Consider the following 22,619-nt stretch of genomic DNA (forward strand, 5'->3'; position numbering starts at 1 on the left):
CACGGCTCTCAATGCTTCATGCGCCCCTTGAGCCTCGACGCCAGAGGGAGGCATATTGACACCGAAGAGATCAAAAATGAAACCAATCCAGGTAATTTGCATCCGAGCCAGAAGGAGGCGGTGTTTTGGACGAAGAGCACCCAGATGACATGCAGATCGACGAGAGGATCATGAATGCCTACGCGAAACTGACTCCGCGTGAAAAGCAATTGGCCGAGGTTGTCTTGCGGGCACAAAGTTCTCTGTCGAGCTATACGGCTGCGGAACTCGCTGATACGGCGGGTGTGTCCGCGGCAACCGCTGCACGTTTTTTTCGCCGGTTGGGATATAGCACTTACAACGAAGCACGTCTCCATTCACGACGCAACGCGGGTTGGGGGTCGCCGTTCGAGCATCTTCAGGACACCCTGTCGCAAGCGGGGGATTTCCATCTTCATGTGGCGCAGGACAGTGAAAACCTGTCGCGCACCTTGGAGACTATGGACATCTCTCGGCTCGAGGAGGCCGTCGGCTATTTGGCCCAAGCGCGTCGCATTTGGATCGTGGGCTACCGTAACTCACGTGCTTTGGCGCAATATGCGCACATGCTGCTTCTGAACTTTTCGTCTGACGTCCATCTGTTGCCGCGCGATGCGGGGGCGTCTCTTGGGGAAGATCTGGCCAGCATTCGGCCCGATGATACCGTCTTGGTGATCGCGATGCGGCGGCGGCCGAGAGTGCTTGGTGAGGTCGTGACAATCGCGCGGGAGGCGGGGGCCTCCGTCATCATGATTAGCGATCCGACTTTGGGCGAAACCGGGGCGAATGCATCAGTGTCGTTGCGATGCCAGAACAAAGGGGCGGGAATTTTCGACAGCATGGTCGTCCCGATCAGCCTCATCAACCATCTCTGTGCGCGGCTCGTTGCGACGAAAGGGGCGGCTTTGAAAGAGCGGCTTGCAGAAATTGAACGTCTGCATGAACGAGTCGACGATCTTAGCTCTGCAATCTCTGTGCAGGACTTGCCTAATTTCCCATCAGAGTCTGGTGATTGAGCGCAGAAGTTTGGCAAACCCGGATATGAAATTACAATTTCAAAAATATTCTATAGGTGAAATTGGGATTTCATAGCTAGAGCATAGAGGAGTTCACATTCCTCTTCTTTTCATGCTCGAAAGGATTCCAAATGCTTCGCAGAGACTTCATCAAAACCGCCATGGCAGGAACTGCTCTCGGTGTGCTCGGACCGGCCGCCCGCGCCAACGCGAGCACAGACATTCTTTGGATGACGTGGGAAAACCTCGCCAAGGATGACTACCTCGCAGCGTTCCTGGATCGTCACGACATCTCGATCACGAAGACCTTTATCGGCACTGACGACGAACAATTCGCCAAGCTGCGGGCTGGCGGGGCCTCTTCTGTCGATCTGATCACGCCAGGCCTCGATAAAGTCGAGTATTATACGGCCTCCGATCTGCTCCAGCCGATTGACTTCGACAAAGTGCCGAATGCCGCGCTGCTCTACGAGACGTTCAACGCGACGTCGCTCGGGAAAGTTGATGGCGAGACTTACGGCATTCCGTTCTATTGGGGTATCAACCCGATCGTCTATCGCGCCGATTTGATGGATGAAGAGCCGGATTGGTCCGTGTTCTTCGAGGGCGACGCCTATAACGGCAAGCTGGCCATGCGCGACTATGCCCTTGAAGGCATCATGATCGCAGCCATGTATCTTGGGATCCCCGAGACCGAAATGTTCGACATGGATGACAAGCAACTTGCGGAAATCAAAAAGGTTTTGATGATCCAGAAAAGCAAGCTGCGGACCTATTGGAATTCCATCGGGGATCTTACCAACCTGTTTGCGACGGGCGAAGTGGTTTGCGCTTTTTCTTGGGTGCCGCCCTATTACGACCTGAAAGCCAAAGGCATCGAAATGGGCATGGCCAAGCCGAAACAGGGGGTGATCGGTTGGTGCGATACAATCGCAGTGCCCAAAGACGTCTCTGGCGCGCGCCTCGATGCGACGTTTGAATTGATCAACTATTTGCTTGGCCCGGATTACGGCAAAATGCTCGCGGTCGGTGGTCCCTACGCGCAATCGACCTCTGCGGCGCGCGATCTTCTGAGCGAGGAAGAACAAGACAAAATCTTCATCAAGGATCTCTCCGTGATGGACAATTTCGTCTGGAAACAAAACCCGGCGCGCTACAACGATTGGGTTGCCTTGTGGAATGAAGTGAAAGCCAGCTGATGACATCGCCTTCCCCGCGACAGCTGGACGGACGCGGGCGCTTTGTGCGTCCGCTTCTCGCAGCTTTCAAACTGACCAAAACCTATGGCACGGTTCACGCCGTACGCGGCGTTGATTTTGCGCTGGCGGAAAACAGCTACGTGACGCTTCTCGGGCCATCTGGCTGTGGTAAAACATCGATCTTACGCATGATCGGAGGGTTCGAGAGCGTCAGCTCCGGTGCAGTGTCACTGGATGGCAAACGTCTTGACGAAACTGCCGCCAACCTTCGGCCGATTAATACGGTCTTTCAAAACTATGCGTTATTCCCACATCTCTCCGTGCTGGAAAATGTCGCCTTCGGGCTCAGCTATCGCGATGTCGCGAAGACCCAGATCAAGTTGCTCGCAATGAACGCTCTCAAGACCGTTCAAATGGAGGCCATGGCCGACCGGCGTCCCCGCCAACTCTCCGGAGGGCAACAGCAGCGTGTTGCTCTGGCACGGGCCATCGTGAACGAACCGCGTCTTCTGCTTCTCGATGAACCGCTTTCCGCGCTGGATCGCCGGATGCGCAAGGATATGCAGATCGAACTGAAAGACTTGCAGCGTCGTCTGGGTATGACCTTTTTGCATGTGACCCACGATCAAGAGGAAGCTTTTGCTCTGTCTGATCAGATCATCGTCATGCGGGACGGACTCATTGAACAGCAGGGGGCTCCTGAAGCGATTTATGCTCAACCCGAAACCGCCTATGTCGCGGATTTCATTGGGGGGGCGGCGTGCATTCCCGCCGAGGTGAAAGCGCGTGAAGGCGCCAATGTTGTGCTGGAGACCGCCTTCGGGTCCTTCGCTGTGCCGGGTGTCTCGACATTGCACGCAGGGGGCAAAGCCGTACTGTGTGTGCGCCCCGAACAGGTTTGCGTTGCGCAAGCAGAGACTGAAGGCAAGGCACAGCTTAAAGCCCGCGTGGTTCATCAGGTCTATCGCGGCTCCGACTGGTTGTTGGATTGTACCTGTGGGGACCAGGTCGTGCAGGTCCTCCACCGAGAGGCGCCGCCCTCGGTCGGCGAGGACATCACCTTGGCGTTTGACACTGCCAAAGTCTGGGCCGCTGCCGTGGAGGCGCGCGCCGTCACGCCCCCAGAAGCGGGAGCGGTTTGATGCGGCGTTCCATCCTATCTGTCGGGGATTGGTTGGCCTTGCCGGTTGTCGCGGCGCTGATCGCGTTATGCTGTGCGCCGCTGTTGATCCTCTTGGCTTATTCGTTTTTTCAGGTCGATTTCGTGACCATTTCTTACGATCTGACCTTGGCCAACTATGCCAAAATCGCAGGTTCGGAAACCTATCGCGGCCTGATCGCACGCGCCTTTGGCTCCGCGTTCTTGGTGGTCACTCTGACGGCGGTCATCGGCTATCCCGTGGCATGGTTTGTCGCCAAACGCGTTCACGCGGCGAAATCGACCCTGCTCACCTTGCTGCTGGTCCCGCTCTATTCGGGCGATCTTATCCGTATTTTCGCATGGCGTGTTCTTCTTGGTGCAGAAGGCGCGATTAACCGCAGCCTCATGTGGCTCGGCGTGATTGATGAACCGTTTTCCGGTCTGTTGTTCAGCCCTTTGGCGACCCATATTGCGCTGACTTATAACTATCTTCCGTTCATGGTGATCGGGCTGTGGCTCGCTTTTGAAAGTCTTGACGACAGATGGCTGGAGGCGGCAGCTGATCTTGGAGCGCCAGCACCCGCACGGTTTTTGCGCGTGATCCTTCCGCTGACCGTACCGGGATTGGTCGCGGGCGGACTTATGGTGTTTGTTATGGTCGCAGGCGACTATCTCACGCCTCAGCTCTTAGGCGGCGCATCAGGCATCACGATCATTTCAGCCATCAACGATCTGTTCGGGACGGCATTCGACTGGCCGCTCGGCTCGGCCATCGCCTGGACGATGCTCTCGATCTTAATGGTCTGTTTCGGCCTTGGTGCTTTGGCCATTCGCCGTTCCAGTCTCGTTGCGGAGGATGTGTGATGACGCGTGCAGCAACAGTCTGGGTCTATCTGGTGTTCGGTTTTATGTATCTGCCGATCGCGATGATCCTCCTCTTCTCGATCAATGATGCGGACGTCATGGCCTTCCCCATCCAGGGTCTGACCGCGGCTTGGTACGCGGATATTATCGCGGATGCCCGTTTGGGTGCCGGGTTTTTGACCACGCTTTTCGTCGCCTTCCCGGTGGCGATCCTGTCCACTTTGCTCGGGGCCTCCGCCGCGCTCGCGCTGGTGTTTTATCCGGTGCGCTGGAAGGGGATCTTCGCGGCCGCGCTGCTGCTGCCGTTCCTTGTCCCGCGTCTGATCCTCGCCGTGGCGCAGCTTATTCTGTTCAAAGAAGTGAATATCGACCGTTCACTTTGGACGGTGATTGCCGGCCAGTCGATCATCATCCTGCCATTTTCCACCCTGATCATCGCCTCCGTGCTGATCCGGCTGGACCGCAGACTGATCGAAGCCGCCGCGGATCTCGGGGCGTCCGGATGGTCGAGCTTTCGCCGGGTGGTTCTGCCGCTCATGGGCAATGGGCTTCTGGCCTCTTGGGTCATCGCCTTTGTGTTGTCCTCATCGGAGTATGTGCTGACCGCATTTCTGAGTGGCCGCGAACAACCGCTCTCGGTCCTCGTCGCATCGGATTTCCGATTCAACCTTTCTCCAAGTCTGAACGCGCTCGCTGTGTTGATCGTATTCGGAAACATCGCGCTTGTCGTTTTGGCCGAAGCCATCCGACGGCGTTCGGGCGCAAAAGCCTGACCCTCATTCATTTTGGAAGATCACATGACTGATACGATCAAATTCACCAACACACTCGGCAATGGCGCGGCGTCTGAACTTGTGTTCAATCGCGATTACGCTCTGGATGCAGAGTACGCGCCGGAGCAGGAAGCCGTTTTGAACGATGCAAACTTCGCGGTGGCCCGAGAGACAATCACGGCTTGGCCCGGATATGCGCGCACGCCGCTTCACGCTCTGCCGGATATGGCCCGGAACGCCGGTTTGGCGAGCCTTCATTACAAAGATGAGGGCGGGCGGTTTGGGCTTGGCAGTTTTAAGGCGCTTGGGGGCGCTTACGCAGTGCTTCGGCTCATTATGTCGGAAATTTCCAACCGTACCGGCGCGCCCGAGCCGAGTGTAGACGAGATTTTAAAGGGCACTTACGGCGATATTCTGTCTGAGATCACTGTGTGTTGTGCGACAGATGGGAACCACGGGCGCTCCGTCGCTTGGGGCGCACAGACCTTTGGCTGTCAGTGCGTGATTTTCATACATGCAACCGTCTCGGAGGGCCGCAAGACCGCTATTGAGAGCTTCGGCGCGCAAGTGCGACGGACGTCTGGCAACTATGATGAAAGCGTACGCGAAGCCGATGAGACGGCCCGCAACGAGGGCTGGTTTGTGGTCTCCGATACCTCCTATGAGGGTTATACGGAAATCCCGAAAAACGTGATGCAAGGCTACGAGATCATGGCCGCTGAGGCTGCGGATCAGCTTGAGGATGATGGCCTAGAGCCCCCAACCCATGTGTTTTTGCAAACCGGCGTTGGGGGCGCCGCTGCTGCGGTTGCGGCTCTGTTGCGTCGGCGCTATGGCGCTGCAAAAGCTCCAAAAATTATTCTTGCTGATCCTGACAAATCTGCCTGTTGGCTTGAGTCTTTGCGCCATGGTACACCGACGGCTGTTGAGGGCGATCTTGATACAGTGATGGCGGGCTTGGCCTGTGGTGAGATTTCCCTGCTGGCGTGGGATGTGCTGAAGCCTTTGGCCTTTGCGGCCGTGTCCGTAACGGATGCAGATGCGGTTACTGTGATGCGGAGGCTTGCGAGCCCAATGGGAGGCGATCCTGCGATTGTCGCGGGCGAGTCTGCTGTTGCGGGGTTGGCCGTTTGCCTTGCGGTTGCCGCACAGCCAGATGCGGCGCAGGCCATTGGCCTCAGTTCGAACAGCCGTGTGCTGGTCTTCGGGTCCGAGGGCGACAGCGATCCCGAACTTTATCAGCAGCTGGTCGGGCGCACGGCCGCCGAGGTGCGCGGTGAGGTTACGGCATGAGCATTCGGATCGACACGGATCGCCTCATGGCGCGGATTTTCGAGCTTGGGAAAATTGGCGGACTGCCGAATGGTGGCTGTAAACGTCTTGCGCTGAGTGAAGAGGACAAAGCCGGGCGTGCGCTTGTCACTGGGTGGTTTCAGGCGCTGGGGCTGGAGGTTCACTCCGATGTCATCGGAAATACCTGGGCTATTCGTCCGAACAGGTTCGGACACACGGAGCGGCCTGTCGTCATGGGGTCTCATATCGACACTGTCGGCACCGGAGGGTTGTATGATGGCAATCTCGGTGTGCTGGCAGGCCTCGAAGTCATCGAAAGCCTGATCGACGCCGGCGTTGAGACGGAGCGACCGGTGGCGGTTGCGTTTTTCACCAACGAAGAGGGCGCGCGCTTTCAACCGGATATGATGGGTTCTGGCGTGGCGCAGGGGGAGCTTGATCTTGCTGAGATGCTGGCGTCCGTCGGGATCGATGGCATGAGCGTTTCCGAAGCCCTGGACGCGATCGATGCACGGGGCGTTGAGCCCGTTGGGGCGCTCACCCCCTCAGCCTATCTCGAACTGCATATCGAGCAGGGGCCAGTTCTTGAGGCCGAAGACTTGGATATTGGTGTGGTGACCGGGGTGCAGGGCATTTCGTGGTCCGAATTCACCATTTCTGGCCAAGCCTGTCATGCGGGGACAACGCCGATGGCGATGCGTCATGACGCAGGGGTCGTGGCTGTCGGGATCGCGTTGGAAGCACGGGCCATTGCACAGGAGTTTGGCGCGCCGCAGGTCGCAACTGTGGGACGTATGCATTTTGCGCCGGATCTTGTGAATGTCGTGCCCGAAGAGGCGCGATTGACGGTGGATTTGCGGAACACATCCGAAGAGGTTCTTAAAAAGGCCGAAGCGCGTTTGTTTGCCAAAGCGGAAGCGCTCGCGGAGGCGGAAGGCTGTACGATCCGACGTCAAAGCCTTGCGCGCTTCGCACCGGTCGCCTTCGATCCTGATCTGGTGGAAAGCGTTGCGCAGGGGGCAGCCGAGCTTGGGTTTAAGTCCCGTAGGATGCCGTCGGGGGCAGGCCACGATGCACAGATGTTTGCGCCCCATTGCCCCTCCGCGATGATCTTCGTGCCGTCGAAAGAGGGCATCAGTCACAATATCCACGAATACACCGCACCGGATCAAATCGCCAAAGGCGTTGCGCTTTTGGCCAAGGTTGTCGTGGCGCAGGCCGGGCCAGAGCAGCCCAAAGACCAACGAGAGCGAGACACAGCACAAGGAGCCACCTCATGAGCCGCAAACTGATTGTCGCCACCGCTCAGCTCGGTCCGATCGCCCGCGATGAATCCCGCGCTTCGGCCGTTGCCCGCATGGTTGCATTGATGGAACAGGCGTATGCGCGTGGCGTGAAGCTTATCGTCTTTCCGGAGCTGGCGCTGACGACGTTTTTCCCACGCTGGATGATCGAGGACCCGGACGAACTTGCTGCGTTCTTTGAAACGGAAATGCCGAGCGCGGAGACACAACCGTTGTTCGATACGGCCAAACGGTTCGGAATGGGTTTTTACCTTGGCTACGCCGAAGAGGTTGTCGAAGAGGGTGTGCGGCATCGCTACAACTGTTCGATCATCGTTGATGACGGGGGCGAAATTGTTGGGAAATACCGCAAGATCCACCTTCCGGGTCACTTCCAGCCGGAAGATTGGCGCCCCTTCCAGCATCTGGAAAAACGCTATTTCGAGCATGGGAACCTCGGTTTTCAGGTCCATGATGCAATGGGGGGCAAGCTGGGTATGTGCCTGTGCAATGACCGTCGCTGGCCTGAGACCTTTAGGGTGCTGGGGCTGCGGGGGGCAGAGTTGGTCATGTTGGGATACAACACACCTGTGCACTACCCGCAGGCCCCTGAGCACGATCATCTACAGGATTTTCACAACCACCTTTCGATGCAAGCAGGGGCCTATGCCAACGGTTGCTGGGTGGTGGGGACGGCAAAGGCCGGTCGCGAGGAAGGCTGTGATCTGATTGGCGGGAGCTGCATCATTGCCCCGACTGGCGAGATCATCGCGATGACCCAAGGGCTCGGAGATGAGATCGCCACGGCAGAGATCGATTTAGACCGCTGTAAAGAATTGCGCGAGAATGTATTTAACTTCGCGCTGCACCGCGAACCTGGCGATTACGGCCCTATTTGTGAAGGCGCGGACAGGCGTGAACACCTGCGCGCGGAGGTGACCGAGAATAGCGTATTCGAAGCGAGATAAGCTGACGGTTGCGCCTGTGACGGATCAGGGCTGATTGCGATATGTTTCGGGCGCTCCGTTCAGGCGCCCGAAAAATCGCTTTCATATCGCGATCTGAGAGCGGTATTGCATGTCGGCGTTCGGCAACCCGCCGACCCTCAACAGGGTGCGCTTAAACCGCCGCGAATCCAGGCTCAGACTTCCAGCACATAGCCAAAGCCACGCACATTGCGGATCATCTTTTCATCGAACGGACCGTCTGCCTTACGTCTCAGATAGGCGATATAGACCTCGACGATGTTCGTGTTCGGATCGAAATTCTTGCCCCAGACGCCGGACAAAATGTCCATCCGGCTCACGACGCTCCCGGCATTGTCGGCCAGATATTTCAAAAGGGCGAATTCGGTTGGCGTCAGGCCAAGTTCCCGACCTTCGCGTTGTACGGATTTATGTGTCAGATCGAACTCGAAGACACCACAGGACAGGGTTCCGTTCTTTTCCGAAATGCCGCCTTCGCGTCGCCGCAGCAGTGCCTCGAGACGCAACAACAACTCTTCGAACGAAAACGGCTTGGTGATGTAATCATCTGCACCAGACCGCAAACCCGCCAGCTTGTCTTCGAGAGAATCCTTTGCCGTAAGCATCAGGATAAAGAGATCGGGATGAGTGTCCCGCAGGGTTTCGCAGAGGATCGCGCCCTCTGCATCCGGCAACATGCGATCAAGAATGATAAGCGACACCTGCCGTTCCGCAAGCACCTCCCACATCGCCGCCGCAGAATTTGCGTGTCGGACGTTATAGCCTTCGTTCGTCAGCCCGAGCAGGATGAAATCCGCGATTTCGTCGTCATCTTCCACCAGAAGAATATCATGCATGGCGGTCCGTCCCCTCCGTTTCCGTGAGCAGCGGCAGGATCACATCCACCCGCGCGCCGTTGGTGCCGTTTTCCGCCTGCCCGATGGAGATCCGACCGTGATGGCGGCTGACGATCCAATAGGCGATGGCCAGACCGAGACCGCTGCCCTTGCCACCAGCGCCGCGACTGTTGCGGCCCCGATAAAACCGGTCGAACACATGCGGAATATCCGCTTCGTGAAAGCCCTCGCCCATATCCGAAATCGACAGGTATGCCATATCATCGGACCGTTTCAGGTCGATCGACACCACACTGTCGCGCGGCGCATGACGGATTGCATTGTCGAGAATGATCATCACCGCCTGATGCAAACGCGCCGGATCGGCATCGACCATCACCGGGTCTTCCGGTTGATGCAGGGCAATGCGTATCCCATCGGCGGCGCGCAGGGACCGGGCATCCATCGTCACCTCCGCCAGAGTTTCCTGAAGCATGGTCGGGGAGGGGATCACCTGAATCGCCCCGGCTTCGGAGCGTGCGAGGAACAACAGGTCATCGACGAGTTGGCCGAGCTGACCGGTCTTGCGTACCATGGCCTGCATCGCAGCCTGAAGCAATTCACTCGACGGGTTCGGATTTCTCAGGGCGACCTCCGCCTGACCGCGCATCACCGTCAGTGGCGTGCGCAACTCGTGGCTGATGTCTGCCAAAAACTGGGTTCGGCTCGAATCCAGCTCGCGCAGGCGCGCATTCGCGGCCTCAAGCTGTTCGGTGCGCTGGCTCAGGCTTTCGGTGCGCTCAGAGACCTGTTCGGCCAATGAATCGCGGGCGGCCCGCAGACTGGCCTGTTGCTCTGAAATCCGTTGCACCATCTCCTGAAACCGTTCGGCCAGATCGCCAAGCTCGTCACTGCGCCGGGTGTCGAGCGCGATTTCGCCGTGACCGCTTGCCAGATTGTCCGCCGCCGCCGACAGATCGGCAAGCGGGCGCGACACCTGTTTGTCCAAAAGCAAAGCCGTGCCCACCGCAACCAGCGCCGCCGTGACGAAGATGCTGATGGCCAAAAGCCGCTGGCGTTCGGTCAGCTCGTTCCATGCGTCGATCTCGGCATTGACGCTGCGGGCATTGCGCCGGATCGCCTCGTCGATCAGCGTGCCGATACTGGTATCGAGATCGTCCTCCACCCGACGAGCATAAAGCGATTGCGCCACCTCGCGCTGGCCTTTCGACAACAGATCGAAAATCTCCATCCCGGCGGCGCCGAGACTTTCCACCTCGGTATGAAGTTCGGTGATCCAGTCGAGCATGGCCTGCGCGCTTTCCCGGTCTTCGGGCGCTGCCTCCGCCAGATCGGCCTCCAGTACGGTGTGCAGCACATCAAGCTGAACGATCAGATGATCATAGGCTTCGGTCACTTCGTCGCGTCCTTCGAGACCCACGGTGAACAGCTCCGCGATCTGTTCGGAAAGACGGTTCGCGTCCGAGTTCAGTTCATTGATCTCGCGCAGGCTTTCATAGCTGCGTTCAAAGGAATGCCGGGAGTCGTCCGTGGCCTGCAATCCAATCAGGATCAGGACACAGATACAGCCGACCACAAGGGCCACGAAACCATGGCTGACCAGAAGCTTTGCCCGGATTTTCATCCCTTATCCTCCTCTTGGCGCATACCACGCCCTGTGCGGCCGCAGGTCTGTCATCCCCCTGCAAGCAGACCCGATTTAATTCACCTGACAGAAGAACACAGCACCTGAGACGGCATTCTTATAAACTTCTAATCTTCACGGGCGTGGCCTCGTAAAGTTCTAATTTGAATTCCAATCTTGGCTGCCCACCTTATCCGATACGCAAAACAGCCCCGCAATACGCCTGCGGGAACCGCAAAAGGATCGGTGGACCAGACGATGAAACATTTCTCTGCAAACGGTGCGAAAATCACCCGGCATGGCGTTGCACCGCGCATCGTTCTGTATTCCCACGACACCGTCGGCTTTGGGCATCTGCGCCGCAATCTTCTGTTGGCCCAGGCCCTGCGCAGCATCGAGCCCCGGCCCGACATCCTGATGATTGCGGGGATGCACGAGGCGGGTGGGTTTCATATCCCTGAAGGCGTCGACATGCTGACCCTGCCGGCCTATGGCAAGACCGCCGAGGGCACCTATGAGGCCCGGCATCTTGGTCTTGATCTGCGCACGATCGCGGCGCTGCGCGCCGAGACGATCAAGGCGGCGCTTGCGGCCTTCGACCCCGATCTGATGATTGTCGACAATGTGCCGCGCGGCTGTCAGGGCGAACTTGATCCGGCTTTACACATGCTGCGCAAGCGCGGGCGTGCCCGTGTCATCCTCGGGTTGCGCGATATCATCGACAGCCCGGAAACCGTGCGGGCGCAATGGCTCCGGCAACGAAACCAGCGTGCGTTGCGTGACTGGTTTGACGAGATCTGGATCTATGGCGACCGCGCCTTTTTCGATCTGCCGAAAGAATATGGGTTCAGCGCGGATTTCCGCGCCCGCAGCCGCTTTATGGGGTATCTCGATCAACGACATCGGCTGTCGTTGCCCCGTGCCACCGAGGCCGCCACGAAATCTTTGCCGGACAAGGACGACCGTCCCTTCGTCCTCTGTGCCGTGGGCGGGGGCAAGGACGGGGCCGATCTTTGCCACAGCTTTGCCCGCACGACGCTGCCCCCGAACCGGCGCGGCATCATTTTGACCGGCACACAGATGCCCGGAAAGGATCAAGCCGCTCTGACGCGCCAGATTGGCGAACGTGACGACATGCAGGTCCTGCGTTTTCTGCCGGAACCGATCTCACTGTTTGCCGCAGCCGATCGCGTGATCACCATGGGCGGCTACAACACCGTGTGCGAGGCGCTGTCCTTTGGCAAACGGTCGCTCATCGTCCCGCGCACCCGCCCGCGCCGCGAACAGGTGATCCGGGCCGAACGGCTGTCGCGCGCAGGCGCCGTGGATATGCTTTTGCCCGAACATCTGTCCCCCGACAGTCTGAGCCAGTGGCTGTCGCGGCCACAAGCAGCGGCGCAGCCCGCCCGCCCTCTCGACATGAGCGGGTTTGAACGCGTCCGCAACCGTACCGCCGAAATTCTCGCCCGGGACCCGTCGATCACCTCCTCCTCCCCAGCACTGAAAGAAGCTCTCTGATGACCGTTTCCTCCCCGTCTCCCCTTGGTTTTCCGGCACAGACGACTGGCAAGATCGGCTATGTCGTCAAACGCTATCCGCGGTTTTCGGAGACCTTCGTCGTCAACGAAATCCTTGCCCATGAGGCAGAGGGGCGCGAGATCGAAATTTTTGCGCTGCGACCGGTCGAGGAAACGCATTTCCAGAATATCATTTCGAAAGTGCGTGCGCCCGTGACGCGCCTGCGTCAGCCTTTGCGCAAACAGGACTCGCTTTGGGAGGCACAAAAGACGCTTTACGCCCTGCGCCCCACGGCGATGACGGCCATGATGCAGTTTCCGGAGAGCAGTGAGAGCGACCTGTATCAGGCCATCCTTCTGGCGCTGGACTGTCTGAGCCGGAATATCACCCATCTGCATGCGCATTTCGGCACGCTGGCGGCCACCGTTGCCCGCATCGCCGCGGCTCTGGCCGGGATCACCTGGTCGGTGACGCTCCATGCCAAGGATATTTATTGCGATTACGATGAGGATCATCACCTGCCGCTCAAGCTGGCCGATGCAGATGCCGTGGTCACGGTCTCCGATTACAATGTGCGGTATCTGAACGAGAGTTTGGGCTGTGATCCCCAAAAGCTGGTTCGGATTTTCAATGGTATCGATCTGAACGCCTTCTCTTGGTCCGCCCCGCAAGATCAGCCGCATGAGATTCTAGCTGTCGGGCGTCTGGTCGAAAAAAAGGGGTTTCATATTCTTGTCGAGGCTCTGCACATCCTGCGTGACAAGGGGCTGCGCCTGCCGTGCCGGATCGTCGGCGGCGGCAACATGCAACAGGAACTGCAGGACCAAATTGACGCCTCCGGCCTGTCCGAAACCGTGCACCTGATCGGTCCGATGCCGCAAGACGACATCATCCGCGCGATGCAAAAGGCGACGCTCTTGGCCTGTCCCTGCATTGTGGGGGCAGACGGCAATCGCGATGGCATGCCGACCGTCCTGCTTGAGGCCATGGCGCTTGGTTGTCCGGTCGTCGCCACCCCTGTGACCGGCATTCCTGAACTGGTGACACAGGCAGAAACCGGGCTTTTGGCGCAGGAGGGCAATCCCCGCGATCTCGCTGATCAGCTTGCCCGGCTTTGGCGCGACGCCGAGCTGCGTGCCGCGCTCTCGCGGAACGCCCGTGCGCGGATCGAAGCCGATTTCAACCTGCACAAAAACGCCGCCGAATTGGGTCGGATTTTCGATAGGCTGCGCTGTGATGACCGGGCTGTGGCCACTCAGGGAGGCCTCTGATGCGCATCGCTTACATCTGCCTCGATCCTGGCATTCCGGTGTTTGGTGCAAAAGGGGCCTCTGTGCATGTGCAATCCATGGTCCGCGCGTTTCAGAGCATGGGGGCCGAGGTCACCCTGTTCTCGCCACGCTGTGAGGGCACACGCCCGAAGGGGCTTGAGACGACGCCCGTTGTGCCTTTTTCTCTACCGTCGAAATCCAACGCTGAGGCGCGGATGCAGGCGCTTAGGGCGCTCGACCTTGCCCTGCCGGACATTTTGCGCGACGCCGGGCCGTTCGACCTTGTCTATGAACGCCACGCACTTTTGTCGCACAGCGCGATGACATGGGCGCGGGAGGCCGGCGTCCCCTCCGTGCTCGAAGTCAACGCGCCTCTGATGGAAGAACAGCAACGGCATCGCGAGATGATCTTGCCGCAGGACTGTTTGACGGCCACGCAAGCGGCCATGCAGTCCGCCGCCCTTGTCGCCGGCGTCAGCCCTCAGGTCGTCCGCTATGCGCAGGATCACGGGGCACAAAATGTGCTTCATCTGCCCAACGCCATTGACCCCGCGATGTATGACCGCCCTCGTCAGGGCAACCGACCCTTTACCGTCGGCTTCGTCGGCAGTCTCAAACCCTGGCACGATCTTGATGTGCTGGTCAGCGCCATGGAGATTTTGCATGCCTCCCGGCCCGATATTCGTCTGTTGATCGTCGGTGACGGACCGGAGCGTGCGCGGTTTTCTGAGCGGATCGCAGCGCTCGGCGGCGAGATTTCCGGGCTGATCCCGCATGACGCGGTGCCGGACTGGCTGGCCAGAACGGATGTCGGAATCGCGCCCTATTCGGCGGCTCAGGAGTTCTATTTTTCGCCCTTGAAGCTTTATGAATATATGGGCGCGCGCCTGCCGGTGATCGCCAGCGATGTCGGCGATCTGGCCCGGATCGTGACGCATGGCGACACTGGCCTGATCTGCCCGCCCGATGACCCCGCAGCCTTGGCCCGGGCCATTGCCACCCTCGCGCAAGACCCGGAGCGGGCCCGGCGTATGGGAGAGGCCGGGCACCGCCATGTCATCGCCCATCACACCTGGCAGGCCAATGCCAGAACTGTGCTCGAACGGAGCCACCTGCCTATGCTCTCCGAGGGGCTGTGATCATGGGCGGTTCGACGACGTTGCGCGGCAAACGCAAAGACCGTCTGCGCGATGCTTTACCTGCGTTCATACGCATGTTGCGCCGGTTTAGCCCCTATCTGGCCGGGTCTCGCGGCACGTTGATTTCCGGCGTTTTGGCGCTTTTGATGGCCACGGCCATGCGCCTTTTGGAACCCTGGCCGCTCAAATTCATCATCGACCGGGTGGTGCGCACCCCGACCGAAGGCCCTTTCACGGTCACGCTGATCGGTGGGCTGACCCTCTCCGGTCTCAACGGCTTTATCGCGCTCTGCGCTGTGGGGCTGGCGCTTGTCATCGGTTTGCGCGCCTTGTTTCAATTCGTTTCGACAAGTCTGTTTGCCGTGGCGGGCAGTCGGGCGCTGACCGGCTTGCGGCGCGATCTCTTTGCCCATCTGCAAAAGCTCCCGCCTGCCTTTCACGACACCACCCGTCCGGGCGATCTGACCCTGCGCCTGATCGGCGATGTCGGCATGCTCAAGGACACCGCCACCACCGCCGTCATGCCGCTTTTGACCAATGTTTTCATTCTCACCGGCATGGTTGCGGTGATGATGTGGCTCGACTGGACGCTGGCGCTTCTGACGCTTTTGCCGGTGCCTGTGCTGCTTTTGATGACCACGCGGATCGGCAACCGCATCAAAACCGCCAGCCGGGTGCAGCGCAAACGCGAGGCCAGCCTGGCCGACAGCGCCTCTGAAATGCTTGGCGCGATCCGATCCGTACAGGCGCTGCGCCTCGAAGAGGCCACCGGGCGGCTGTTTCAATCCGCCAACGGTGCCAGCCAAAGCGACAGCATCAAGACCGGGCGTCTTGGCGCTCTGATGGAACGCAGCGTCGATGTCATGATCGGTCTGACCACCGCCGCAGTCTTGTGGTTCGGCACCCATGCGGTGCTTGCCGGGCGGCTCACACCGGGCGATCTGCTTGTTTTCCTGACTTATCTCAAGAACACGTTCCGGCCGTTGAGAGACTATGCGAAATACTCCGGGCGTCTTGCCAAGGCCTCTGCCGCCGCAGAACGCGTGTTCGATCTGCTCGACACGGAACCGGAGATTCGCGACCGTGCCGAGGCCCGCCCGGCGCCGGTGTTTCAGGGGCATATCTCCTTTGACAGGGTGGGTTTCGATTACCCCGACGGGCGGCAGGTTCTCAAAGAGTTCTCCCTCGATATACCGGCGGGGCAATCTGTTGCCTTGATCGGGCCATCTGGCATCGGGAAGTCTACGATTTTCTGGCTCTTGCTGCGCCTGAGAGAGGCACAGGGTGGCAGGATCCTCATCGACGGCACGCCGGTCGATGCCGTGACACTCGACAGCCTGCGTGCCCAGATCACCTTTCTGCCGCAGGATCCGGTGCTTTTTGCCGGAACCGTCGCGGAAAACATCGCCCTTGGGGCAGGGCGGGAGGTCAGTGACGACGACATTCGCGCCGCCGCGCGGCTTGCCGGTGCGGAGGAGTTCATCACCGCCATGCCCGATGGCTATGACACCGAAGTGGCCGAACGCGGCGCGAATTTCTCTGGCGGTCAACGGCAGAGGATCGCTTTGGCGCGGGCCGCTCTGCGTCAAACCCCGATCCTGATGCTGGACGAACCAACTGTCGGTTTGGATGCCGAAAGCGAAGCCCATCTGCGCCGGGCGATCCTGCGGCTGGCGCGGGATCGAACCACGTTGATCATCACCCACGACCTGACGCTGGCGCGCTGTTTCGATCGGGTGATCTTGATGGGAGACGGTCGGGTGCAGGAAGACGGGACGCCGGACCGTCTGGCCGCAACAAAGACCGGTTTCGCCCGATTGTTTGCCCATCAGAGCGGAGGCAAACATGCTCTGCAAGGCTGACCGCGATCTTGTCGCCCGTGATCCCGGCTTGCCCGGTTTGGCCGCGCTTTTAGACCCCGAACATGTCGCCCGGCTTTTGGGGCATCCCGCGGAACTGACCTATCTGCGCTACAAGCTTGGGGTGAATGCCACAGCCACGGCTCGGCGCGCCGACGGGCAATTCTTTGTCCTGCGAACGGCCCCCGAAGCGCGTTTTACGGATTATCTGTCGCGTCCGAACTGGCGCAAACACGGGATTTGGGATGTGGCCGCCTGTCTCGTTGCCCTGCCGGTCTGGCGTGACAGGAAAATTCCGGCGGCCCGGAAACTGCGCAAAGCCGATCCCGACAGTCTTGTGACCTTCAAACCCAACCGCCGCTTTGTGCAGCGCATTGACGGCGGGTTGCGCCGGGCCTTTGCGCCCGGTCTCTTTGATCAGGCCCGCGCCGGGGCCTATTTGGGCGAAGATTTCGGCGGCGCGCGGCTGCTTGCCAGTGATGCGAAAAAAGCGACGCTTGACATCGAATGGGTGGCCGGCCGGGCGGCGGATCACAGTCCAAGCCCTGAGCTCTATCGCCGGATCGGTGCACGGCTGGCAGACTTGCACCGGCACCCGATGCGCGGGCTGTGCCCGTTGCCCGCGACCGACCCGTCTCGGTCGCTGCACGATCTGGCAGATCTTTTGCCCGATCTTGCCCCGCGTGCCTTGCATTGTGCCGTGATGCTCTCCGGGCATCTTGCCGCGTGTCGTCCCAATGTTGCGGCTTGCCATGGTGATTTCAGCGCCGATCAGGTGATCGTAACCCCCGATGACGCAGTGTGTTTTATCGACTGGGACCGTGCCGGAACGGGCGATCCTCTGTGCGATGTCGCAAGCTTTCTGGCCCGGCTCGATTATGACCCCAGCACAAGACAAGATCTGAGCCAGGCGTTTCTCGACGGCTACGGGATGACAGCGGAGGACATCCGCCCGCATCGCGCCGCCGCCCTCGCGGGATTGCTGATCGAACCCTTCCGGGATCGTCACCCGGACTGGCCAGAGCGCTGCGCGGCGCTGTTGCAACGGGTCGAAGCACTTTTGGCCCCTCTGGGCACACCCGCATTCCATATCGCTCAAACCCCGGCCACTGTCGCTGACGCGCTTGGCTGGACACCGAGCGAGGTGCACTGTCTCCGTCTGAAACCCGGTCGGAGAGCCGTTTTCCGCTATGCCGACACGGTGGGGCGTGCGGCCTATGGCAAATTGCGCTTTGGCCGCGCCGATCGCCGCACGCCTGCGCTTCAGTCTGCTGTGCGCGCGGCCGGGCTGGATGGCAGGTATGGGGTTCAGGTTCCTGTTGTTCTCGCAGAAATGAAAGAGGCATGTCTTTGGTTTCAGGAGGAAATAAAAGGGCCTGATCTGACGTGTCTGCTCTTGAACGGCACGTCAGAAGAGGTTTTGCGCAACGCCCTTCGGCAGACCGGAGAGGCGCTGGCCCGGTTGCACACCAGTGGGGTCGAGGTCGCGCGCGACTGGACACTTGCACAGGAATGCGCCGTCCTGACACAGGCTCTTGCAGCCGAGAAAGCGCGTGCGCCAGAGAATATCTCGGCGTTTCAGGCGGTCGAACGGGCGCTTGCCCCTGATATTGCGCGTCTTGAAACACCGGCGGAACCGGTCCTTTTGCATCGGGATTTCTATCCGGATCAGGTGATCTGTTCGGCGGGGAGTGTGGCGCTTCTGGATTTGGATCTGGTGGCCATGGGGGACCCGGCGATTGATCTCGGCAACTTTCTTGCCCATCTCGATGAGCTGGCGCTTCGGCATCATAAGGGGCTTGGCACGACCCCGGCTCGAGACATGGCCTTTCTGGACGGTTATGCCGCGCATGCGTCTCTCCCCGATATGTCCCGCATCACCGCCGCCCGGCGGATTTCTCTTGCCCGGCACATCCACATCTCTCAGCGGTTTTCAGACCGGCGGCATGAAGCGGAAGAAATCATTGCGCATTTGACGCAGCCTGTCCGGAAGCTGAAGGCAGGCGAAATGACCTGACCAGACGCCCGAACCATGCCCTTATGGACAGATTTGCAGCCGACAGCACATCAGAAGACACGACGACAGACAAGACATCGAAGGGGTGCTGAGGAGGACATGCGTCAGACTTCGATCCGGGCCAGTTGTGCGAGAGGCGCAGCGTCGGATGTATATATCCGATATAGAGGGACTTATTTCTACTGACCTCACACGCCGTCTGTCATTCTCTTACGTGTCGCTTTTTGCCGTTCCATCTCTGACAGATCGCGGAGCTTGGAACCTTCGATCCAATAAGATCAGCGATATGTAATGCACGTTCATAACTACAGCACAAAAGTCCGGTCCACATCTGGAGATGTCGTCTTGGACATGCATGGGATGGGGGAGTGCATGTTATATAAAACTTAATTCCATATGTAAAACTTGTTGACAGAGTAAAATTCATAATGTCTCATAAAGTGAGAAATACCGACAATAGCATGTCTCCTTTGGAGGAAGAGAGCCATGCGACACGACGTCGGGTGGGGCGGGCTGCGTGTGGAGGCGCGGCGATGTCCTCTGTCGAGTGATCGACGGCGACGGTCTTTACAGGGAGGAGAGGACCATGGCCTTTGTAACACGCGTTCTTAACATGGCGGCGTGGGCGCTCATGCTTGTCTGCATGATCTGCCTCGTGTCGATGATGGTGCATGTCACCGCCCATGTCAGTTGGCGCTTCGTGACGGGCGAACCGATCACGGGCACGCCCGAGATTGTGTCGCGCTACTATATGGTCGCAATCGTATTTTTGACCATTCCACTGGTGGAAATGCGCAATAGCGGGATCGTCGTGGATTTGTTCTACGATCTGTTCGGGCGATCATTTCAACGGCTCTGCGCCGCTCTCGCCTACATCGGTCAGGGGCTGTTCTTTGGCTTTCTCACCTACAGATCCTTTTGGGATGCCATCGATTCATTCGCGAAGAGGGAATTTGTGGACGCCCAGATCCCGATCACAGTCTGGCCTGCGTCGTTTTTCCTGCCGCTCGGTTTTGGTCTGGCCGTGTTGATCAGCACCTTGCGTCTGGTGCAGGTGGCGACCCGCCCGGACTGGCACAGGCTCATTTCTCCCGAAATCACGGATGAAGAAAACCCGACGCCGCAGGAGGCTGCTTAATTATGGATCGTCTTGAAATCGGAGTGGTCGGTGTCATTGCCGTATTGGTGCTGCTTGTTCTGCGGATGCAGGTCGGCGTGGTGCTCGGCATTGTGGCCTTCATCGGGATCGCGGCGATCCTCAATCTGAGCGCGGCCTGGGCCATCCTGACCGCCGTGCCGCTGGATTTTATCTCGCAGTGGAGCCTGAGCGCAGTGCCGATGTTCCTCTTAATGGGATACATCGCAGCGCAGGCCGGTTTGACGCGGGGGTTGTTTGCCAGTGCCCGGATTTTTGTCGGGCGCATTCCGGGCGGCTTGGCGTCGGCCACGGTGATCGCATCGGCGCTGTTTGCCTCCTCCTCCGGGTCGAGCGTGGCGACAGCCGCCGCATTTTCGCGCATCGCCGTGCCGGAAATGCTGCGGATCAACTACAAAGCTTCGTTGGCGACCGGATCGGTGGCGGCGGCTGGCACCTTGGGATCGATGATCCCTCCCAGCATCCTGATGATCTTGTTTGGCATCTTTACCAACACCTCGATTGGAGCGCTGTTCGTGGCCGGTGTGCTGCCGGGGATTTTGTCGGCGGTGGCGTTCATTGCGATGATTACGATCCGCGCGAGCCTGAACCCGAGCTTGGCCCCGCGTTTTACCGGAACCGTGACACGGGCCGAGATATGGGAGTCGCTGCGCGATATCTGGCCGCTTCCGTTTTTGATCCTTGGCGTCCTCGGCGGTATCTTTGCCGGTATCTTCACGCCGACAGAAGCCGGTGCCATGGGCGCATCAATGGCGCTGATCATTGCGCTGGCGCGGCGGTCGATGACATGGGCCGGGTTCCGCCAGGCGTTGGTCGCGACGGCGGAAGGCACTTGTACCGTGTTTCTGATCGCCATCGGCGCGACCATGTTCTCGTCCTTTCTGGGGTTGTCGACGCTGCCGCTCAAAGTGACTGAGCTTTTGCTGAGCATCGCCCAGTCGCCGCTGGCCGTCATCGCGGTCATCGCCGTGGTCTATGTGGTGCTCGGCATGTTCATCGACAGTGTTGCGATCATGCTTTTGACCATTCCTTTGGTCGATCCGGTGCTGGGGCAGCTCGGGGTCAACACGGTCTGGTTCGGCATCATTGTCATCAAGCTTCTTGAAATTGGCCTGATCACCCCGCCGGTGGGCCTCAATCTGTTCGTGGTGAAAAGCGCGCTTGGGTCGCGTGTCAAGCTGACCGAGGTCATCAAAGGGGCAGGGTGGTTTGTCGCAACCGACATTGTCACGCTGATCCTTCTGGTGAGTTTCCCGGCCATCAGCCTGTTTCTGCCCGGACTCATGGACTGACGTCCATAGCACCCAAGATGTCTCAAACCAGGGAGGAGAGAATGCAAATGAAGAATATCCTAATGGGGCTGACCGCAACGGCCTGTCTGGCCCTCGGGCCGGGCGGCGCTTCGGCGGAATTGTTTCGGGCCTCGACCTACAACGCGGCAAATTCGCCCACGACGGATTTCCTTGAGGATTTCGCCGAACGGATCAAAACAGTGACCGATGGTGAGATCGAGTTTGAAATCTATCCGGGGGGAACGCTGATCCCGGGAGAGAAATCACTGGTCGGCCTGACCTCTGGCGTGTCGCAGCTCGCCAATGTGAACGCGTCTCAGCTGCCGTCGGATCTGCCCTTCGACAATGTGATTTCCGATCTCGGGTTCATCGGCAGCGATCAGATGGCGCTTGACTTCGCGGCCACGGAACTGCGGTACACCAACCCGCAGATCATGGCAGAATACGCCAAGCACAATCTGATCTACGGGGCGGGTCTGACCATCGGAATCTGGAATATCATCTGCGCCGATGGTGTGGTGAACAGCCTTGCCGACCTGAAAGGCAAATCGATGCGTGGCACCGGCGGCGCGCAGCTTGGGTTCATCGACTATATCGGCGCTGTGCCGGTGAGTGTTCCATCAACTGAGATCTACACGGGGATGCAACGCGGATCGCTGGATTGTGTCGCGGGCAGCCCGGAATTCCTGACCGTGTTCTGGCGGTTGAGCGAATTGGCGAAGTCCGACTATCTTCTGTCGCTTGGGTCATTGCCCACCGGCGGGTTCTTCATGAATCAGGACTTCTGGCGTGAACGCACGCCTGAACAGCGTCGTAAAATTCTGGACTCTCTGTCCTATGCGTCGGCCAATCTGATGGTGAACTATGCCGGTATCATCGACCACGCTTTCGATACGGCGCGCGCCGAAGACATCGCTTTGGTCGAGCCGACGGAAGAGGATTTGGCGACGCTGAAGACCTATTCCGACGACTTCGTCGCCAATCTTGCGCAAACTTCGATGGAGAAGCGCGGCATCGAAGACCCCACACCATTGATCGAAGACATGGTGGCGCTGGTCGACAAGTGGAACACGCTTTTGTCGGAGATTGACCGCACGGATGTGACCGCGGTCAAGGCGCTTTTGGATCGCGAAATCTATGGCAAAATCGACGTCGAAACCTATGGGTTAAATTAATCCACGTTCGGAACACGAAGTTCGGAACACGAAACAGGCGCCCGTCTTGGCGCCTGTTTTCCATGTTGAGACCCGATCAGCCGCAGGTGATACAGATGCGGTCACCTCCGAACACGTCGTGCGGGACCACGTGCTCGGAGGCGTGTTGGGTCAGCGCGA

General features: G+C 59.2%; 18 protein-coding genes. 16 read left to right on the forward strand and 2 right to left on the reverse strand.

The genetic code is table 11. The features are described from left to right. The first annotated feature begins 125 nt into the window (after nucleotides 1-125). The 8 genes from LC094_RS15815 (at nucleotide 126) to LC094_RS15850 (ending at nucleotide 8,555) form a co-directional block, all read left to right on the forward strand. On the forward strand, nucleotides 126-1,034 hold the full coding sequence (locus LC094_RS15815) for a MurR/RpiR family transcriptional regulator (protein WP_226553764.1): 909 nt from the start codon (nucleotides 126-128) through the stop codon (nucleotides 1,032-1,034). 131 nt (nucleotides 1,035-1,165) lie between these two features. Next, entirely contained in the window at nucleotides 1,166-2,233 is a 1,068-nt protein-coding gene (locus LC094_RS15820) for an extracellular solute-binding protein (RefSeq protein WP_226553765.1), read from the forward strand. Next, nucleotides 2,233-3,375: an ABC transporter ATP-binding protein gene (locus LC094_RS15825; RefSeq protein ID WP_226553766.1), complete on the forward strand. Its 1,143-nt coding sequence runs from the start codon at nucleotides 2,233-2,235 to the stop codon at nucleotides 3,373-3,375. The genes LC094_RS15820 and LC094_RS15825 overlap by 1 nt, the downstream gene beginning before the upstream one ends. Then, nucleotides 3,375-4,238, forward strand: a complete 864-nt coding sequence (locus LC094_RS15830; protein WP_226553767.1) for an ABC transporter permease — start codon at nucleotides 3,375-3,377, stop codon at nucleotides 4,236-4,238. Before LC094_RS15825 ends, LC094_RS15830 begins: the two co-directional genes overlap by 1 nt. Next, nucleotides 4,238-5,011, forward strand: a complete 774-nt coding sequence (locus LC094_RS15835) for an ABC transporter permease (protein WP_226553768.1) — start codon at nucleotides 4,238-4,240, stop codon at nucleotides 5,009-5,011. The genes LC094_RS15830 and LC094_RS15835 overlap by 1 nt, the downstream gene beginning before the upstream one ends. A gap of 24 nt (nucleotides 5,012-5,035) precedes the next feature. After that, nucleotides 5,036-6,304: a diaminopropionate ammonia-lyase gene (locus tag LC094_RS15840; protein WP_226553769.1), complete on the forward strand. Its 1,269-nt coding sequence runs from the start codon at nucleotides 5,036-5,038 to the stop codon at nucleotides 6,302-6,304. Then, nucleotides 6,301-7,584: a M20 family metallo-hydrolase gene (locus LC094_RS15845; protein WP_226553770.1), complete on the forward strand. Its 1,284-nt coding sequence runs from the start codon at nucleotides 6,301-6,303 to the stop codon at nucleotides 7,582-7,584. The genes LC094_RS15840 and LC094_RS15845 overlap by 4 nt, the downstream gene beginning before the upstream one ends. Next, nucleotides 7,581-8,555, forward strand: a complete 975-nt coding sequence (locus LC094_RS15850) for an N-carbamoyl-D-amino-acid hydrolase (protein ID WP_226553771.1) — start codon at nucleotides 7,581-7,583, stop codon at nucleotides 8,553-8,555. The genes LC094_RS15845 and LC094_RS15850 overlap by 4 nt, the downstream gene beginning before the upstream one ends. 173 nt (nucleotides 8,556-8,728) lie before the next feature. Here the strand turns inward: LC094_RS15850 and LC094_RS15855 are convergent, their stop codons facing one another. Both LC094_RS15855 and LC094_RS15860 read right to left on the reverse strand, forming a co-directional pair. Then, the gene (locus LC094_RS15855) at nucleotides 8,729-9,409 is read right to left on the reverse strand and encodes a response regulator transcription factor (protein ID WP_066708885.1); all 681 of its coding nucleotides are present in this window, start codon (nucleotides 9,407-9,409) and stop codon (nucleotides 8,729-8,731) included. Continuing rightward, complete coding sequence (locus LC094_RS15860; RefSeq protein WP_226553772.1) at nucleotides 9,402-11,033, reverse strand: sensor histidine kinase; 1,632 nt, start codon at nucleotides 11,031-11,033, stop codon at nucleotides 9,402-9,404. Before LC094_RS15860 ends, LC094_RS15855 begins: the two co-directional genes overlap by 8 nt. Before the next feature lie 258 nt (nucleotides 11,034-11,291). Here LC094_RS15860 and LC094_RS15865 point away from each other — a divergent pair, with 258 nt between their 5' ends. From LC094_RS15865 to dctP, 8 genes are all read left to right on the forward strand, one after another. Beyond that, on the forward strand, nucleotides 11,292-12,551 hold the full coding sequence (locus LC094_RS15865; protein WP_226553773.1) for a glycosyltransferase family protein: 1,260 nt from the start codon (nucleotides 11,292-11,294) through the stop codon (nucleotides 12,549-12,551). Further along, on the forward strand, nucleotides 12,551-13,822 hold the full coding sequence (locus tag LC094_RS15870; protein ID WP_226553774.1) for a glycosyltransferase family 4 protein: 1,272 nt from the start codon (nucleotides 12,551-12,553) through the stop codon (nucleotides 13,820-13,822). The genes LC094_RS15865 and LC094_RS15870 overlap by 1 nt, the downstream gene beginning before the upstream one ends. Next, the gene (locus LC094_RS15875; protein WP_226553775.1) at nucleotides 13,822-14,961 is read left to right on the forward strand and encodes a glycosyltransferase family 4 protein; all 1,140 of its coding nucleotides are present in this window, start codon (nucleotides 13,822-13,824) and stop codon (nucleotides 14,959-14,961) included. Before LC094_RS15870 ends, LC094_RS15875 begins: the two co-directional genes overlap by 1 nt. A gap of 2 nt (nucleotides 14,962-14,963) precedes the next feature. Beyond that, nucleotides 14,964-16,823, forward strand: coding sequence for an ABC transporter ATP-binding protein (locus tag LC094_RS15880; RefSeq protein ID WP_226553776.1), 1,860 nt, complete (start codon nucleotides 14,964-14,966; stop codon nucleotides 16,821-16,823). Beyond that, entirely contained in the window at nucleotides 16,807-18,837 is a 2,031-nt protein-coding gene (locus LC094_RS15885) for an aminoglycoside phosphotransferase family protein (RefSeq protein ID WP_226553777.1), read from the forward strand. The genes LC094_RS15880 and LC094_RS15885 overlap by 17 nt, the downstream gene beginning before the upstream one ends. A 586-nt stretch (nucleotides 18,838-19,423) precedes the next feature. Beyond that, nucleotides 19,424-19,975, forward strand: coding sequence for a TRAP transporter small permease (locus LC094_RS15890; RefSeq protein WP_226553778.1), 552 nt, complete (start codon nucleotides 19,424-19,426; stop codon nucleotides 19,973-19,975). Nucleotides 19,976-19,977: 2 nt separating this feature from the next. Continuing rightward, nucleotides 19,978-21,285 (forward strand): TRAP transporter large permease, encoded by a 1,308-nt coding sequence (locus LC094_RS15895; protein WP_226553779.1) that lies wholly within the window; start codon nucleotides 19,978-19,980, stop codon nucleotides 21,283-21,285. A 41-nt stretch (nucleotides 21,286-21,326) separates the two neighbouring features. Next, nucleotides 21,327-22,460, forward strand: a complete 1,134-nt coding sequence (dctP, locus tag LC094_RS15900; protein WP_226553780.1) for a TRAP transporter substrate-binding protein DctP — start codon at nucleotides 21,327-21,329, stop codon at nucleotides 22,458-22,460. The last annotated feature ends 159 nt before the right edge of the window (nucleotides 22,461-22,619 follow it).

This window comes from Celeribacter naphthalenivorans (assembly GCF_020524585.1).
Taxonomy (GTDB): Bacteria; Pseudomonadota; Alphaproteobacteria; order Rhodobacterales; family Rhodobacteraceae; genus Celeribacter; species Celeribacter naphthalenivorans.